General features: G+C 34.1%; 8 protein-coding genes. 4 read left to right on the top strand and 4 right to left on the bottom strand.

What is annotated here, in order from left to right; all coding sequences use genetic code 11:
- The first annotated feature begins 10 nt into the window (after window positions 1–10).
- A complete protein-coding gene (locus TERY_RS04550; RefSeq protein ID WP_011610748.1) occupies window positions 11–640 on the top strand; it encodes a chromophore lyase CpcT/CpeT in 630 nt (209 codons plus the stop codon).
- 191 nt (window positions 641–831) lie between these two features.
- Window positions 832–1,764, top strand: coding sequence for a HEAT repeat domain-containing protein (locus TERY_RS04545; RefSeq protein WP_155994307.1), 933 nt, complete (start codon window positions 832–834; stop codon window positions 1,762–1,764).
- A 47-nt stretch (window positions 1,765–1,811) separates the two neighbouring features.
- On the opposite strand, the gene TERY_RS04540 is transcribed toward TERY_RS04545, so the two are convergent.
- The 3 genes from TERY_RS04540 to TERY_RS04530 form a co-directional block, all read right to left on the bottom strand.
- Window positions 1,812–5,459, bottom strand: coding sequence for a tetratricopeptide repeat protein (locus TERY_RS04540; protein ID WP_011610746.1), 3,648 nt, complete (start codon window positions 5,457–5,459; stop codon window positions 1,812–1,814).
- A gap of 218 nt (window positions 5,460–5,677) precedes the next feature.
- Complete coding sequence (locus tag TERY_RS04535) at window positions 5,678–6,757, bottom strand: tetratricopeptide repeat protein (RefSeq protein ID WP_011610745.1); 1,080 nt, start codon at window positions 6,755–6,757, stop codon at window positions 5,678–5,680.
- Between the two features lie 622 nt (window positions 6,758–7,379).
- Window positions 7,380–8,690: a tetratricopeptide repeat protein gene (locus tag TERY_RS04530; RefSeq protein ID WP_011610744.1), complete on the bottom strand. Its 1,311-nt coding sequence runs from the start codon at window positions 8,688–8,690 to the stop codon at window positions 7,380–7,382.
- A 1,137-nt stretch (window positions 8,691–9,827) separates the two neighbouring features.
- On the opposite strand from TERY_RS04530, the gene TERY_RS04525 reads away from it, so the two are divergent.
- Window positions 9,828–11,129 carry an FGGY family carbohydrate kinase gene (locus TERY_RS04525; protein WP_011610743.1) on the top strand — a complete coding sequence of 434 codons (1,302 nt, stop codon included), beginning with the start codon at window positions 9,828–9,830 and terminating at the stop codon, window positions 11,127–11,129.
- Between the two features lie 1,124 nt (window positions 11,130–12,253).
- On the opposite strand, the gene TERY_RS04520 is transcribed toward TERY_RS04525, so the two are convergent.
- The gene (locus tag TERY_RS04520; RefSeq protein ID WP_011610742.1) at window positions 12,254–13,969 is read right to left on the bottom strand and encodes a histidine kinase dimerization/phospho-acceptor domain-containing protein; all 1,716 of its coding nucleotides are present in this window, start codon (window positions 13,967–13,969) and stop codon (window positions 12,254–12,256) included.
- Between the two features lie 2,174 nt (window positions 13,970–16,143).
- Between TERY_RS04520 and TERY_RS36195 the strand changes: the two genes are divergently transcribed.
- Window positions 16,144–16,266, top strand: a complete 123-nt coding sequence (locus TERY_RS36195; RefSeq protein ID WP_370496622.1) for a hypothetical protein — start codon at window positions 16,144–16,146, stop codon at window positions 16,264–16,266.
- Window positions 16,267–16,957: the final 691 nt, after the last annotated feature.

Below are 16,957 nucleotides of genomic sequence, written 5' to 3'. Positions count from 1 at the left end.
TTTTTTGGTTATGATAACTTCAAATTTTAAAACACAAGAAAATGTAAGTCAAGCTATTACATTAGCCAGTTGGTTGGCTGGTGAATATAGTAGTATCAAATACACTTTAGAAGATGCTCGAACTAATCCTCATATTCGTATCTTTTTCCGTCCCTTACCGTATGATTTTTTTGGTGGGATAGGTTTTTATTCTGAGGAGATTTATGATCACGATCCTTGGCATCCTCATTATCAGTTTGTCAAACGAGTTATTCCTCAAGGGGATAGTGTTAGGGTCGAAAATTATGCCCTAAAAGATCCAGACTTGCATACGGGGGCGGGACAAGATTTGGAAATTCTGGCAACCCTTACTCCTGATAACATTGAACTTCGTAAAGGGTGTGCAATGATTTTCAAACGTCAAGGGGATACTTTTGTAGGAGGAGTTGAACCTGGTCATAAGTGTTTAATTCCTCGTGGGGATGGTTCAATGACTTATTTAGTTAGTGAAGTGAAAGTTACTCAAAAAACCTGGACTAGCAGAGATACAGGTTATGATGTCAATACTCATGAAAAAATCTGGGGGTCAAATAGCGGTCCGTTCAAATTTGATAAGGTCCAAGATTTTTCCGGTGAAATTCCTGATATTGCTATTCTTTGATATACTCCCTAAGGTAAATGTGTGGGGACTATTGCTTAAATAGTGATCTATGTGAATGATAGAACTTACTAAATTTAGTAAGACTACCAGGACTTACCTACCTAGATGAAATTTACACCATGTATGGTTTGGGCTCGGTAAGTCCTGTATATTTTAATTGTTTAGTTGTTATAATTTATTATAGTTTTTCCATGTCTCAAGAACAAACAGATACTTTTTTAGCAGAACCTAGAGAAGAGGGAACCCAAAAAACTTTGTCTCTAGAAGAAATAGATACTTTTCTAGCAGAAACTAAACAACAAGTGACCGAAAAAACTTTTGATACTAGTGATAGCCAACGGTTACAATTAATGGTAGAATGCTTGGGTGATCCCCGGGGAATGGTCCGCTTAGGTTTTGCTGAGACTTTTGGAGAAATTGGCAAACCGGCTGCTCCTTTTTTGACTGAAGCTCTTTTGAATCATTCAAATGCTGTTGTGCGACGGGCTAGTGCTAAGGCTTTGGCTATAATTGCGGATCCAGAGACGTTTTCACCTCTAGTCCATGCTCTGGTTAATGATGAAGATACGGTGGTTAAGGGCTCCTCTGTTGGGGCACTTGCTCGGATAGGTGAACCTGCCGCTCCTATTTTGTTGGAAATTTTAGGGTCTACAGAATATTCAGAAAGCATAAAAGGTCATGCTGCTTGGGCTTTGGCATTTATTGGTTCTGCAGCCAAGGAGCATTTGTATCGGGAGATTAATTCTGAAAAGGTAGCAGTTAGGTCTGCTGTGGTAGGGGCGATCGCGAAAATTGCCCAATATTCAGAAGAAGAGGAGGGGATCAATATTTTGATAACTGCTCTGGGAGACTCGTCGGAAGAGGTACGCACTGAAGCGGCAGCAGTTTTGGGAAATTTAGCTTACAAACCAGCGGTTCCTTTTCTGGTTGAGTTACTAAATGATCCTAGTAGCGGTGAAACTCGCAAGGCTGCAGCTTTGTCTTTAATGAAAATTCGTTGCGATAGTGCTTTAGAACCGTTGCGAGCATCATGGGAACAAGAGTCAGAGGAAGATATTAAGAAAATTATCAAATTGGCAATTACTCAATTAGAGAGGCAATTTACAGAGAATGATGTGGAGTAAAAGCGTTGGGAGGATGTCAACTATTGAATAAGAAAAAAGTTTTTACACTATTTTAATCTTGGAGGAACTGGTTGCCAATTTCCAGAAGGAATAAAACTAGCCCAATAATAGGGATGACTGTAGTTTTCTCCTGCTTCTCCCCTCAGCATCTCGAGTTGAGTTTTCCTTAAGGCTTCTGTTCGTCCTATATTTCCATCTAACAGACGTTGATAATACTTGACCATTAAGTCTTTTGTGCCTTCATCATCAACTTGCCATAAACTAATGACCTGACTCTGGGAACCGGCAATAAAAAAGGCTCTTCGTAGTCCATAAACTCCCTCTCCGGGACTAATTCCCCCCCTCCCTGTGTCACAAGCTGATAACACTACGAGCTCTGTGCCTAGTAATTTTAATCCTGTGGCTTCTAAAGCAGTCAAAAAACCATTGTCTTCGTCTGTTTCTTTTGGCTCTAATTCTGGCGGAACACTATTATCTCCTACTATATTTTCTTCCTCAAACCCAGCCAAAGCTAAACCTGATCGTAGTAGGGATTTTCTCCCTATGATAGGCAGTTCTCCAGGGTTTTGAGCTTTTTCTTCAAATTCTTGAAATAAACCATGGGTAGCTATATGTAATATAAAAGGATTTTGTGCTTGCCTGATAGCTTTTTCAGTGGCTGCTCCTCGTAGCAAAGGTTTAACTCCTAGTAATTTTCCTATGGCTTTGACTTCATCAGCAGTTTTTAATAGTCTTCCTAATACTATATTAGAAGATGTTTTATTGAAACCACGCTCAGTAGCAATTTTGTCTTTTTTTTCATAATTTGGGTCTCCTAACAATAACGCTGGTGATGTTTTTCTGGCTTTAGTAGTCAATTGAAGTAAGTCACGTCCTGAGCTGAGATAGGTAATACTATAGTTTTCTACTAAATACTGATTATTTTCATCTACTAGAGCTTCAAAAGGTATTAGGTTAAGATGACTATCAGGAGAAATTAGAATTTGTTCCTTTGAACCTATTAATTGACGTACAGGTTGCATTAGTTTTTCGTCAAGTTCTCTAGCGGTTTTTTTAAGCTTCTCTAAAGGGGCTCTTTTCTTTTTTAGAAGAACTCTAAATTTGTCTAGGTCTGATTTAATTTCTTCAACTGTTCCCAGGTCGATGCCTTGGGGTTCTCCCTCTGCATTCAGAACGTAAACCCCATAGCGTGGATCATCCCATGTCTCTGTCTTGGGGTCAAAAGGATAATACTGTATAAACTCTACTAAGGCAGCGTTGGCGGGTATCAACTGCTGAATAGCTTCTAAGGTTACAGGTTGGGTCGAAGTCCGAAACTCCCTACTACGACGACTAATTTTGTTTTCTAGTTCATTTGCCTGTTGTTTTAATTTGGCAAAATTATCACGATAGGTTTCTAGAGGGAGATTTTCCGGTCGGTTATAGAGTAGAGTGGAAAGTTGACTATTAATACTATCAAGTTCATCTAGCCATTGTAGTCCTTGAGGGTCAAGTTGTTGTCGGAGTATTTTTCTGCTGGCGGTTAAGAATTGGAGGAGGCGACCTTTGCGGCGTAGGACGGTGGTTAATGCTAGAGTGGTGGCGGCTGGATTATTTGGTGCTATTTGCAGATGGAGAGAGATGGATCTATCCTTGGCTCCTGAGATAGTTTCGAGATATTTTTCTTTTTGAGGTTCAGCACCGGCGGCTAAGTTGTAAGTTAGGTTTTTTTCTTGAACTTCCAAGCCGCGTTCAAGGTATTGGACTGCTGAGGCAATGTTACCTTGAGCAGAGTAAAGTAAAGCCAAATTGTTGAGGGAGATGGCAACATCAGGATGTTCAGCACCAAGGAGCTTCTTTCTCATCTCTAATGCTTGTTGATACAATGGTTCCGCGTCTGTATACCTTCCTTGATAATAGTAAAGTGCTGCCAAATTGTTGAGGCTTTGGGCAACAGAAGGATGTTCAGCACCAAGGAGCTTCTTTCTCATCTCTAATGATTGTATATACAAAGGTTCCGCTTCTGTATACCTTCCTTGAGCTTTGTAAAGTAAAGCCAAATTGTTGAGGCTGGTGGCAACATCAGGATGTTCAGCACCCAGGAGCTTCTTCCACATTTTCAATGCTTGTACATACAAAGGTTCCGCTTCTGTATACCTTCCTTGAACTCTGTAAAGTCCTGCCAAATTGTTGAGGCTGGTGGCAACATCAGGATGTTCAGCACCAAGGAGCTTCTTTCTCATATCTAATGCTTGTTGATACAATGGTTCCGCTTCTGTATACCTTCCTTGATCTTTGTAAAGTAAAGCCAAATTGTTGAGGCTGGTGGCAACATCAGGATGTTCAGCACCCAGGAGCTTCTTCCACATTTTCAATGCTTGTACATACAAAGGTTCCGCTTCTGTATACCTTCCTTGAACTCTGTAAAGTCCTGCCAAATTGTTGAGGCTGGAGGCAACATATCGATGTTCAGCACCAAGGAGCTTCTTAAATATCTCTAATGCTTGTATATACAAAGGTTCCGCTTCTGTATACCTTCCTTGATCTGAGTAAAGTAAAGCCAAATTGTTGAGGCTGGTGGCAACATCAGGATGTTCAGCACCCAGGAGCTTCTTATCCATTTCCAATGCTTGTATATACAATGCTTCCGCTTCTGTATACCTTCCTTGAACTCTGTAAAGTAAAGCCAAATTGTTGAGGCTGGAGGCAACATATCGATGTTCAGCACCCAGGAGCTTCTTTCTCATCTCTAATGCTTGTAGATATAAAGGTTCCGCTTCTGTATACCTTCCTTGATCTTTGTAAAGTCCTGCCAAATTGTTGAGGCTGGAGGCAACATCAGGATGTTCAGCACCCAGGAGCTTCTTTGTCATTTCTAATGCTTGTAGATATAAAGGTTCCGCTTCTGTATACCTTCCTTGAGATCTGTAAAGTTCTGCCAAATTGTTGAGACTGGAGGCAACATCAGGATGTTCAGCACCCAGGAGCTTCTTTCTCATCTCTAATGCTTGTATATACAAAGGTTCCGCTTCTGTATACCTTCCTTGATCTTTGTAAAGTAAAGCCAAACTGTTGAGGCTGGTGGCAACATCAGGATGTTTAGCACCAAGGAGCTTCTTTCTCATCTTTAATGCTTGTTGATACAAAGGTTCCGCTTCTGTATACCTTCCTTGAACTCTGTAAAGTTCTGCCAAATTGTTGAGGGAGGTCGCAACTAATGGATGTTCAGCACCAAGGAGCTTCTTTATCATATCTAATGCTTGTATATACAATGGTTCCGCTTCTGTATACCTTCCTTGACGTTGGTAAAGAAAAGCCAAATTATTGAGGGAGGTGGCAACATCAGGATGTTCAGCACCCAGCAACTGCAGCCTAATTTTCAAAGACTGCTCTAATAAAGGAACTGCTTCATCATATTTACCTTGTTTATATAGTTCAAAAGCTTCGTCATTAAGTTCTGTAGCAAAAGTAAGAGACTCTTCTTTAGCTGAAGCCTGTCGCCAACTTAGCTTATAACTTCCCTGTTTACCTTTTTCATTGCGAGTCCCATTAATTATCTGCTCTTCAGTTGCCTCTGTTGTTAATGGTTGTTGTGATAAGACAAAATTCTCAGCCCTTCCAACCTGCATAACTAAAACTTCTAACCCATTAATAACAAGAATAGCTATCAACCAAGTTTTGACTAAGTAATTTTTGCCAAGGATTTTTGTAAACATAAAAACATCAATATGGTATAAGATTGTGATTAGGAACCTATTCCTATATATTAAATATTTAACCTTAATAGAAACTTTCCACTTAAGAGCCTTTAATAATAGTTAAACGTCTTAAATTTATATTTCAAATTTCACAAAATTCTATTCTCAAAAACCCATCCTCCCCACAAGAGTAACAACAGACAAAATAGATAAATTCATCAAACCTTTTTTCATAATTAACTTCCACCGAAAACTTTCTTTATTAGCTCTTTCTCTTTCTCATTTAGCTGCTTACCTAAAGCAAAATAATTTACCTTAGCCTTTTCCAACCACTTTACAGCCCCATTCTTATTACCTAATAGATATTCTATCTCCCCTAAACCCCATTGTATCATTGCCTTAACTTCTTTATTCTCCTCCTCCATAGTCAACGCCAACCCTTGCTGATAAACATCCTTGGCCATTAAAATCAATCCTACCTGTAGGTAAATGTCCCCCAACAACTGATAAACCGTTGCTCTCTGACTCTTAGACTTTACCAAGCCTTCCAATACCTGAATAGCCTCAAAATTTAACTCATTCCCTCGATAAAAATAAGCTAAAACCAAGCCTTCTTGCTCCCGACTTAATTCCTGCCGCTTAATAGCCGCTACTTGTTCTCGTAAAATCTTTGCTTCCTCATCCTTCAACACCTGAAACCAACTATTCTGAGCATCCACTTCTGAAGAAGTAGCTCCATTATCCGCCTCTATAATTATACTATTCCAATCTCCCGGTTCCAACTCCCCATCATAAACAATTTGGGTTTTCTTTGTTTCCCTTTCCCATCCTCCCAACTCAAACTTAACCTTGTATAGAGTTGCTCCAAAAACTTCATTCCAACGAATAGTTAAGGGGTTATTGAAAACATAAGTCTTACGGGGACTAATGAGATAAGGTAGTTGTTTTAACCCTTCCTCTTTAACTCCAACAGGACGTGCATCATCATTATTGCAACTTGGACATACTTTAATAGTAGGCTTTCCTGGAAGACATTTCTCAGAAACAAGATAGGTTCCTGGTCCCTCCACTACCCTTTTATTCTTATCACTACAATAAATGATTAAAGAAGCATTACTACCTAATTTAACTTTGTCCTCACTACTGAGAGTCATACCAGACTCAGCCTTATTAAATGTCTTCCATTCAGCCTTTTTGACTTCAACATTCCCCCGAACATCAATTAGGATATGAAGAGGACTACTTAACACAGGAGTTGCCCATCCCACAAATATTAAAATTAATCCTGCCTGAATTTTTGCTTTCCAATTCAACATAAAATTTTTATAAGGTTTGAGGTGTTAGGTTTGAGGTGTTAGGTGTTAGGTTTTAGGTTTAAATATTAACAACCAGAAAACAATTATCAATGTGCTCCTGGGAGCGATCGCCAAACTCACCACAAAATTATCCCTGCATCCTAACCTGGATTTTCCATTTCCAATTCAACATATAACTTAGTCATTATATTATATAATTTGCCACTACAATTTTACCTTGATTTTTACTTTGGAGAAGTCTATTAATTTAATTGTTATTTAGGTTCATATAACCATCCATTCTCTTCAGGAGAAATAGTCTCACCTGCCCCTAGAAAAAGTTAAATTAATTGACGATATTATTGCCAATTCCCTTTCACTTTAGCAGATAAAATAAATCACCTTACTGATGCTTTAGTTAAGAAGTTAATTGACAACATCTTACTACCAAATCCATTGATTTTTGCCACACCGTTAAATCCAGATAACTTTTTACTTCAATCATTTTCATTCTTTCTATTAACCTAACACTTAAAACCTAACACCTAATACCTAATACCTAATACCTAAACCTAACACCTAAAACCTAAAACCTAACACCTAAAACCCAAAACCTAAAACCTAAAACCTAACATAAGACTAGTTAATTTAATAGTTGTTTAGCTTCATATAACCATCCATCTTCTTCAGAAGAAATAGTATCACCTCCAGCTAGACGAAGTTCAATTAATTGACGACATTGTTGCCAATTTTCTTTCACTTTAGAAGATAGTTGATCTGTCTTTGACAAAATTTTACTGTAGATACAAAAAGCCGCCCCTGGGTTTCGGATATACTTCTGATATTTAGAATTTTTAGCAATTGCCATTGCCGGCAAAAGATAATCAATAGCATCATCATATCGCTGTTGTTGAAACCTTGCCCATCCTAAATTTTTATATATACTATATTGTTCAGTTCTTAAATCACTCTTTTCTACATCTGTTAACCTCTCAAAATTCTTTTCCTTTTGCTCTAAAAGCTGCAAACCCTGTTTCAACAAATCTATCCCTTTCTCATTCTTATTTTCCTGAATATACCAATAAGCAAGATTATTATAGGCATCCACAAACCCAGCTTTAGCCGCAACTATATATTGTTTTTTAGCATTCTCCAAATCTTGTAACTCTTCATAAACTTTTGCCAACTTATAACGAGCATCTAAATTATCATTATTCAACTTAATTGCCTGTAAAAAATTCTCTTCTGCCGCCGCTAACTTTTCCTGTTCTCTTAATTTTTGACCAGTCAGTTTGTAGCCATTAGAAATAGATGGTAAATTCAACCAAATACTTAACAAAAATCCTGTAATCAATAAACTAGAAACCAACTTTGCCTCCTCATGAAAATGTTGAGGAATTTTCACCACTTGTAAAACTTTATCAAACCCTTTTTTTCCCGTTTCTGTTAACTCACTTTGAGCTTGAAGTAACGATAAAATACTAGGAATAGCAATAGTCAAAGCACCCCCTAACCCAGAAGCACTATTCAGAAAAAGACTAGCCAAAGTTCCCAAAAGAGTTAAATTTCCCGTCCAAACTATAACTCTAATAACTCTAATAAACCCATCAAAACGATTCCAAGGGTGAGACTTTCTCGCTTTTTCCTGAACATAAATATCCAAATCCCACCACCAAGAATTAGGCAACCTAGGGAAATTATTTCGATATTTAGCCAAATTAATAGATTGAATCAATTTCTCAGAATTCTGTTTAAGTTTCTCATCTAATTCTTGAATTTTCAAGATTACAGAAGCATCAGGTATAACCTTACTAGATAAAGCCTTAGAAATAGCATCTCTAGCCAATAAAATATCTAAAACATCCTTTTCTGATAGAGGAGTATTAGAATTATTTAACTTATCTAATAATTGTTGATAACGTTGTAACAAAGTAACTTTCATCGCTTTAACCATTGAAAAAGTAGTAATTATTAAAAACAGTAATTACACAAAGCTGGGCTTGAACCTAGTATGTTTTGCCCCGTCGTATTATTTTAGTTTTAATAAAAATTTTAGGCCTTAAATTTATTGTATATTAATAATAATATTAAATCCTTTAATTTTTTTAAAATAAAGCTTCAAAGTTCCTTAATTTATGGTAAAATATAATTGCTAATTTAATAAATTAAAAAAATATAATCTAAAATTAATTAAAGACAATAAATAATTCTATAAAATATTTTTTTTCTCTAATGTAAATTCTGAAAAATATATATTTTATAATTTAAATAAACTACTATAATAGATGTCATATAAAGACTTTCACTAAGTACAGGAAAAAAAATTAAATCCTATAAAAATCAGATATTTTGCTAGTTATATCGAAGAATATATTACGCCAAAAATCTAGAGCAGAGGGAAAAAACTTTGAACTTTACCCCCATGTTTTTTTGACGATCACAAAACAATGCTCATCTAAGCAAAAAACCACTCGGTGTAACCAACACAGTGTCAAAGTCAATAAAAATATCATTTTAGTTAGACGCTCTGGTTCAGTTATATGAGTAAACTCAAGGTCACAACCTCTACTTTTATAACAACGAGGCAAATTTTTCGATCACATCTAGACCTTCTGCTGTTTGAGAATTTCCTTTTTCATTCCTAAAATGAGAATATTGTATGTATACTTACCAAGCTGTAACTGACTTCAGTAAATACTCAAAACCCATTTTTGCGAGCATCAATGATAGCAATTATAACCTGGAAAAATTCCCTAATATCTATATCAAAGTGGGAAAAACCTTTGTAGCCCTTTGTAATTAAAACTTACTTGAGCATTAGATAAAAATACAGTTGCTATTTGTGCCAAGTTGATATTTTTCTAAATACAGCCTAGAGAAATAAAGGGAAAAATTTAATTCTGGCTCGATGGCAAGAAAAGTAGTTTTTTCAAGCTATTTGTAGTAAACTAATTTAATTCATATTCAGACTTCATGGACATTATGATTTAAGTTCTATGAAACCTTTCCCTGTTTGATAAGTCAAGCTTTTTAGCCTGTACTTAGATAATTGCTATATACACTTTAAAATGATAGCAGATATTTGTTGAAAATGAACTTATACCTAGGAATTGATTTTGGCACTTCCGGAGCGCGTGCTGTTGTTATTGACTCTAATTTTCGGGTTAAAGCACAAACAAAATATATTTGGGAAACTGAGGAAAATAAATTACCTCATGTTTGGCAAAAAGCTCTGTTTAATCTTATTTCTAATATTCCTCAGGAAATACGAAGAAAAATTCGAGCGATCGCTATTGATGGTACTTCGGCAACTGTATTATTGTGCAATAGTGATGGTAAACCTGTGACTGAAACGCTACTTTATAATGATAGTAGAGGGGTGACAATGATGAATAAATTGAAAAGTATTGCCCCTTCTAATCATTCTGTTATTAGCGTCACCTCTAGTTTCGCAAAATTGTTATGGTTGACTGAAAATACTTCTACCTTAAATCAAAATCAAACATATTATTTTTTGCATCAAGCTGACTGGCTAGGGTTTTTGCTTCATGGAAAACTAGGAGTAAGTGACTATAACAATGTTTTGAAACTAGGTTATGATGTAAACGACTTATGTTATCCAGACTGGTTAAATAATTTTGTTAATTCTGAGGTTGGGAAAAATATTCAGTTACCAGAAGTAGTTAAACCAGGTGCGACCGTCGACAGTGTCACAACAGAAATAGTTAATAATTTTGGCTTGTCTCCTGAATGTGTTGTTTGTGGCGGTACAACAGATAGCATTGCAGCTTTTATCGCCAGTGGTGCTAATAGTCCTGGAGAAGCCGTAACTTCTTTAGGTTCAACTTTGGTATTGAAACTATTGAGTCATACTAGAGTTGATAATAGTAAATATGGCATTTATAGTCATCGCTTCGGAAATTTGTGGTTAGTAGGAGGTGCTTCTAATACTGGAGGTGCTGTTTTGCGACATTTTTTTACTGAAGCTGAGTTGGAAAGTTTGAGTAGGCAAATAGACCCTAATATTGAAAGTAGATTAGATTATTATCCTTTGCTAGAAAAGGGCGATCGCTTTCCTATTAATGATCCGGAATTACTCCCAAAACTAGCCCCTAGACCAGAAAATTCCATATTATTTCTTCATGGTTTACTTGAAGGTATTGCTAAAATTGAATTACGAGGATATGAATTGTTGCAAGCATTAAGCGCAGATACACTTACCAAGGTTTATACCGCCGGAGGTGGTGCCAAGAATTCTACTTTTACCACAATTCGGGGACGTTATTTAGGAGTACCTACAATTAAAGCTGTTTATACAGATGCAGCTTATGGTAGTGCTATTTTGGCAACTCATCAGTTTATTTCTGATCAAACTAACTTAACTGGACTTTAAGAAAAAATGCAGTCAAGTCAGTTTTAGTGTAGATATTGTATATTATGGCTTTCAATAGAAAATGCTAGCCGATGAAAGAAATAACCTTGTGTGCCCTACCACCATACTTGGAAAAATGCTGTCAAAAATTTGATGATTTCTGGAATACTCTTAGTAAAAAAAATGGATTTCCTGGCTATTTAGCCTAGTTATTAGGAGAAAGTCAACGGAAAAATATTGCTCAAATAACTGGTACTTCTGTATATATAGTAATCAAATTATAAAGAGGTACTTGTAGCTCCCACAATAGATATATCCAAAAATTATCACTTCCCTTCCTATAACTATTTTTCAGGTAGCGATCGCTATTTTTTACAAGCTTTATAGTATTACAGATACTTCTTGTTAATTATTAACTATTTTTATCTAGTTTTTTATAATTGTTTCTGCGCTCAAAGTGATAACTGCTAATATAGTTATTTGGTATAGAAAAATTGAAAATTCTCAAAAGCTTACTCTATAAACTTTTCAGGATTTTAGACATAAAGAGCATTATAAACTTTAACTAAATATTGGTTTTAGCCATTTTTTCTGCTTAATTACCCAACACTCTAATAATAAATTTATTGGGTGTGGAAAATTGAAAATGCTTAAAAGCTTACTTCTATAAATTATAAATTTTCATAGCTCTAATTCTTAAAAGCACTATAAACCTAAATTTGTTTTTAGTTTTAGCTATTTTTTTTTGCTTAATTCCTAACAAATCTATTATAGAATTTATAACCTAGATACTGACAACAAAACATGAGGGGTGATCATGTTCAATAAATAGTACTTAATATTATAAAAATAATAAAATACAATTTCTTCTTAATAAGAATAGCTGTCCCTTGTAGCTATAAATACTAAACTTTTATCTCACAAATTATACCTGATTTCTATACTTCCACAAATCTAAAATTAGGTTCTCAGTATTCAGTTACTTTCCACCAACCACTTCTGCCTATTTTGATAAATCCCAGTAAATTATCGCAAGTTTGAACCCTAATAATTGTACCTTAATTCATGAAATCAAATAAAAACTTCTTGTTAAAAATAACATAGTATTAGTATTTTTTTTTCCAAAATCATCCTACCTTAATAAATTATTGAACTGGCAAGAAAATAGTCATTACTTCCCCTTTAGTTGGTCTTTGTCGAACCACTAATTTTCCTCCTATTGCTTGAAACAAATTTTTAGTCACTTTTAAATTTAAACTAAGACTACCTGTTTCTGGTTGAAACATTAATAAAGGACCAATAGATTTCAAAGGTGTTTTTGTGTAATTAGTAAAAGGTGAAGAACTTTTTTCACCAATATCAGAATCAGACTTAAGCTGTAATTTTAGTTGACTACCAGCTAACATTACTTCCACCTTTATAAGACTGCCAGGGGCTAAATTACGGGAGAAATTTTCAATCAAATTTCCTAATACTTGGTCAAGCATAGTAGGATCGCTAATGATACTTGGCATTTTTGGAGGTAAAATAACTTTCAAAGTATGATTTCTTTGAGTTGCTTTTTGTTGCCAACGGGGAATGCTATTTTTAAATACTTGAGCCAGAGGAATACTTGTTAATTGTAAATATGGATGTTGTTCTTTTAAAGGTTGCTGATTTTCTAATTCTGCCGCTCTAAAAATCAGGTTAAAGCGTTCTATTTGAGAAGTACATTCAGTATCAATCATTTGTAAATGTTTTCTCATTAGTTCCTGATTTAGATTAAGACGTTTTAATAAAAGGCGGGTTAAAGTCTGAATTGTTGCTAAAGGAGTTTTAACTTCGTGAGCGATCGCCTGTAACAATTCCACATCAGGAGACTTGAGATTTTCAATAGTAGATTTTAGTGATGTAGTAGCTTCTTGCTTTTCTCCATTTTTGTTATAAATATTGACTTCTAATGTTTCATTTTTAGTATCTGTAATTGGTAAATTAGATAATAATAAGCGGCTAAACTCCATCACTATTTTGTAGTCAGGAGCTACAGGTAAAAACTGCTCAAAAATATCATCTAAAATAGCTAACTTTTGAGAATATTGGTGAATAAAACTTTGATACTTATCAAGATTATTGAAATCAAAATATTTTGGTAATACTCTTCGTTGCTGTAAGACAAGCCATGCTTTTTTTACTATTTCTGGCTCAAAAGAAAATAGAAAAGCTGGTGTATTATCTTGGTTTTTTCCTAAGACCATAATCAAACTAAATTCAGCAGTTAAAACTAAACAAAACTGTTCATTTGTTATCGGGTCTTTAGTGGATAAAGGTAATATTGGTATAGCAGCAGGTAAAGAATTAATATGATCTGCTGGTGGTAACAAAGGTAAGCTTTGCCATCTAAACATGGATAACCATTCTAAAGATTCTGATATTTTACTGGTAAATACTGAAGTATAAAAACTGCTAGTTAAAGCAGGATTTGTTAACACAGGAGTCATACCAGATAATACTAATCCATGATATGATTTGAGATGAGAAAGCAAGGAATTAGAAGTAGGGAATTTTGATCTAGTTTGAGATTCCCAATTTTCTAGTACAGGAGTAGTTTTTTTAATTTCTTTCTGTTTGTAAGTTTTTGTTATTTCTTGATTTTTTAAATCTTGAGAATCTGAGGTTCTTACTAACTTTTCTAGCAGTTGATTAATCGTAGCAACAGCACTATACCATTCCTTTTGAGCCTTTAAATATAAATCTTTATTTTTCTCTGTTATGGAAGGAGGGTAATTTTCTTTTGACAGTTCCATTTTTGTTGCATAAACATCAATATTTGACTTTTCTGAGGCAAAAATGTCACTTAAAGTTGGTAATATATAGTTGTCCATTTTTTTTGTGCAAATAAATGAATAAATAATTTTAATCTATAAAAAAAACAGTCAGCGATCAGTCGGAAAATCTTTTTGAGATGGGATAAGAAAAATTAAACCCTAATTCAAAAATTTGATCACTCGATACTAAAAGCTGATAGCTAGTTAAGTAATAAATTTAGACTTCTATAAAGGCTTTAATATTTGTTGATTGGTTATCCTTATAGAAGTATACCTTACTTAATACTTAAGATATAGGTATTTAGCTATTACTTATGTTGGTATAACCGAACTAAATCACCGCAATCTCCGTTACTAAGGAATAGAGAGTAGAAAAAATACCAAATTTAATTTTCCTGTGTTTAATTTAGTAGTTTTTTAGAAAAGGTTGAAAAGCTATTCTTTCAAGGAGCACAAATTTTACTGGTACTAGTAATATTTATTTTATTAAATTGCACTCAATAAAAAATGAGAATATTCAGTGTAATAAGATATAATTAACAATATTACAAATCAACAGTATAAGTATAGCATTACTTTTAGAGAAATCCTATTTGAATCGTATAACAAACATCTGAGATTTTAGGAGATGGAAAAAAATTTGATATATTTTTATATATTTTTACATATTTTTAAAAAAAAATTTATATTTCTATAGTAATTGGTATACAGTCAAATTTTGATATTAATTTAGATAGATTGAAATTATTGTCACAAATGCTACGCCTACCCAGATTTATATCGGAGTTTAGATGCAAACTTTAAACAGTCTTTATAATGTAAAATATTTAGAGAGTTGATCTTTTAAAGTACTATAATAAACCCATACCTGACGATAGCCACAATATATTTCAATTTCTATTAGTTTTTCAACAATGAAAATTTTGAATCTGATCGACAAACTTCAGACTTTGCTAGTGTAACAAGTTGATAGGTGGAAAAGTGGGGCGATCGCTTCCAGGAAAAAGACCGCAAAAATACCTACAGATAATTAAACCTTTTTGTGAAGCAGTCACAAGATAATGAATATTTAATATTAATAGTTTCTTAGGAAAATATTATAGAGAGAAATGAGGAGAAAAGTTGGAACAATTTTAAAGATGAATGGCAGCAGAATTTTTTTAAGAGTTTGTTAGCAGTAGAATATTATCAAAGTTGAATCATTTTAACTTCTCAATATTTCCCCCATCAAATACCAGAGCCTTATAAAAAATTTGGGCACTGCATACTATTAGGTAAGTTAACTGTAAGAAATAAGTCGAAATTGAGATCAGAAAACTTGGTTAGAACTAGATACACATTTATCCACTGACAATATTTACAACCTATCGAGGCAGCTTATGAAGCTTATCCTCTGGCATTAAATATAATTTCTGGGGAAATAGGTGCTAAACCATTTAATGGTAACGTTGTAGCTTACTGGAAAAAATACGGCTGTGAAATAGAGGAAGAGGAAGCAGAAAAAGCGATCAAGGAAGTGAAAACTTAGAGAATAAGAGAAGCTGCTGATGACCAGTAAAAACTGGATAAATATATTCTCCTGCTCAGACTAAGTATGGGAAAGCTTTTGGAAGAGACTTTTGAGAAATTGAGATGAAACAAAATATGATAAATATAGGACTTACGCAAAGACACTATATATAGTGCATGACAAAAAAAGGCGCGATCTTCATGCTCCACTTTATGGGATAACGCAAGCCCCAACCTGGAGCGAATGCTTAACTATTTTTATTCAAAAAAAAACTTTAGTTATTCCAGTAAAAATTTGCTTCATTTTAATTAAAGAATATTTCAATTCGGAGGCCAGATATTTTGATAATAATTAGTAGCAACTCTTGATAAATACTCTTGTCGAAATTTATGTGCAAATTTTTTTCAAACAGGACTTACGCTCCATTGTACAAGCCATAAAATTTTTTTTATTCTCCCCAAACATCACCCTGCATACGTCCTAAACCTGTTAATTATTTAATTCTGGCGTGAAATTCTTCAATTTTCCATTTGGTTTGAGATTCAAATTCTAAAGTTGTAAGTGATGATTGACTCATACCATATTTTGGGCAAATGATGTACAAAATAAATGGTAAAAATTATGTACTGCAGGCATCTTACCCGCGTTACTGTAGCATATATCAATGTCAAAATTGTTCTAGACAATTTGTCCAAAATAGTCAAATAAATTATATTTAGTAATGAAACCAGAGAACTCCGAAAATAAATTACTGCTAGAAAAAATTAGTTTAGCTGGTATAGTTCCTGTAATAGGTGTGTCAAACATAAAGATCCAACATCAAGATCCAGAGTTATGTCAATAATAAGTACCCTCCGGTTTCCCAGTCTCTTAAATGTACTAAAAAAAACTGTAAATTCACTATCCAATGTGATAAAATATGTTCATTTATAGAGCATAAAAATAATAAACAATGGCTCGGGTTAACTAATTGACATAGGCACTAAAGAAATTGTAGGTTTTTACTTAGGAAAAAGAAGAGAAAAAAGGAGAATATAGGATTGTGAAATAGCGATATTAGGTATCTATAGACGCAGTTTGTGGGTCAAGATTTATGGTATGATATACGCTCTTGTTTTCTTGGATCAAGGCACTTCAAGAGCCCAGAAAGAGACAGGTTTAACAGCCTATATAGAAAGATTAAATAATACTTGATTTTAAATAATTTCCAGATTAGTCATCAAGTAATTTATCCTTTTTAACAAAGTTCAAAAATCCACAAAGGAGCTACGGGGATATTTCATTCATCACTTTATAAAAAGCTTATTTGAGTATTTTCCATGATTTTTTTCTTGTTTACCAGTAATAAAATAAATATCTTGGTGTTTTTTTGTGCTTATTGATATGTTTAAATCTTTTATTACTAACTATATTTTTGCAAAAAAATCAACTCAAACTATAGCTTAATTTTTATTTTAGAGATATCTATTATTTCAATTGAAAATAATATCCTGTCGGCTTAATTAGCTATAGCAGCATAAAATTATTTGTTAAAA

Source organism: Trichodesmium erythraeum IMS101 (assembly GCF_000014265.1).
Classification (GTDB): Bacteria; Cyanobacteriota; Cyanobacteriia; order Cyanobacteriales; family Microcoleaceae; genus Trichodesmium; species Trichodesmium erythraeum.
Note: the sequence above shows the minus strand (reverse complement) of the source record. Positions and strands in the feature narration are given on the sequence as shown.

Bases quoted from the DNA above. Each gene is read 5' to 3' on its own strand.
- TERY_RS04540 (WP_011610746.1), bottom strand. From the start codon at position 5,459: ATGTTTACAAAAATCCTTGGCAAAAATTACTTAGTCAAAACTTGGTTG.
- TERY_RS04525 (WP_011610743.1), top strand. From the start codon at position 9,828: ATGAACTTATACCTAGGAATTGATTTTGGCACTTCCGGAGCGCGTGCT.
- TERY_RS04530 (WP_011610744.1), bottom strand. From the start codon at position 8,690: ATGGTTAAAGCGATGAAAGTTACTTTGTTACAACGTTATCAACAATTA.
- TERY_RS04520 (WP_011610742.1), bottom strand. From the start codon at position 13,969: ATGGACAACTATATATTACCAACTTTAAGTGACATTTTTGCCTCAGAA.
- TERY_RS04550 (WP_011610748.1), top strand. From the start codon at position 11: ATGATAACTTCAAATTTTAAAACACAAGAAAATGTAAGTCAAGCTATT.
- TERY_RS36195 (WP_370496622.1), top strand. From the start codon at position 16,144: ATGAAACCAGAGAACTCCGAAAATAAATTACTGCTAGAAAAAATTAGT.
- TERY_RS04545 (WP_155994307.1), top strand. From the start codon at position 832: ATGTCTCAAGAACAAACAGATACTTTTTTAGCAGAACCTAGAGAAGAG.
- TERY_RS04535 (WP_011610745.1), bottom strand. From the start codon at position 6,757: ATGTTGAATTGGAAAGCAAAAATTCAGGCAGGATTAATTTTAATATTT.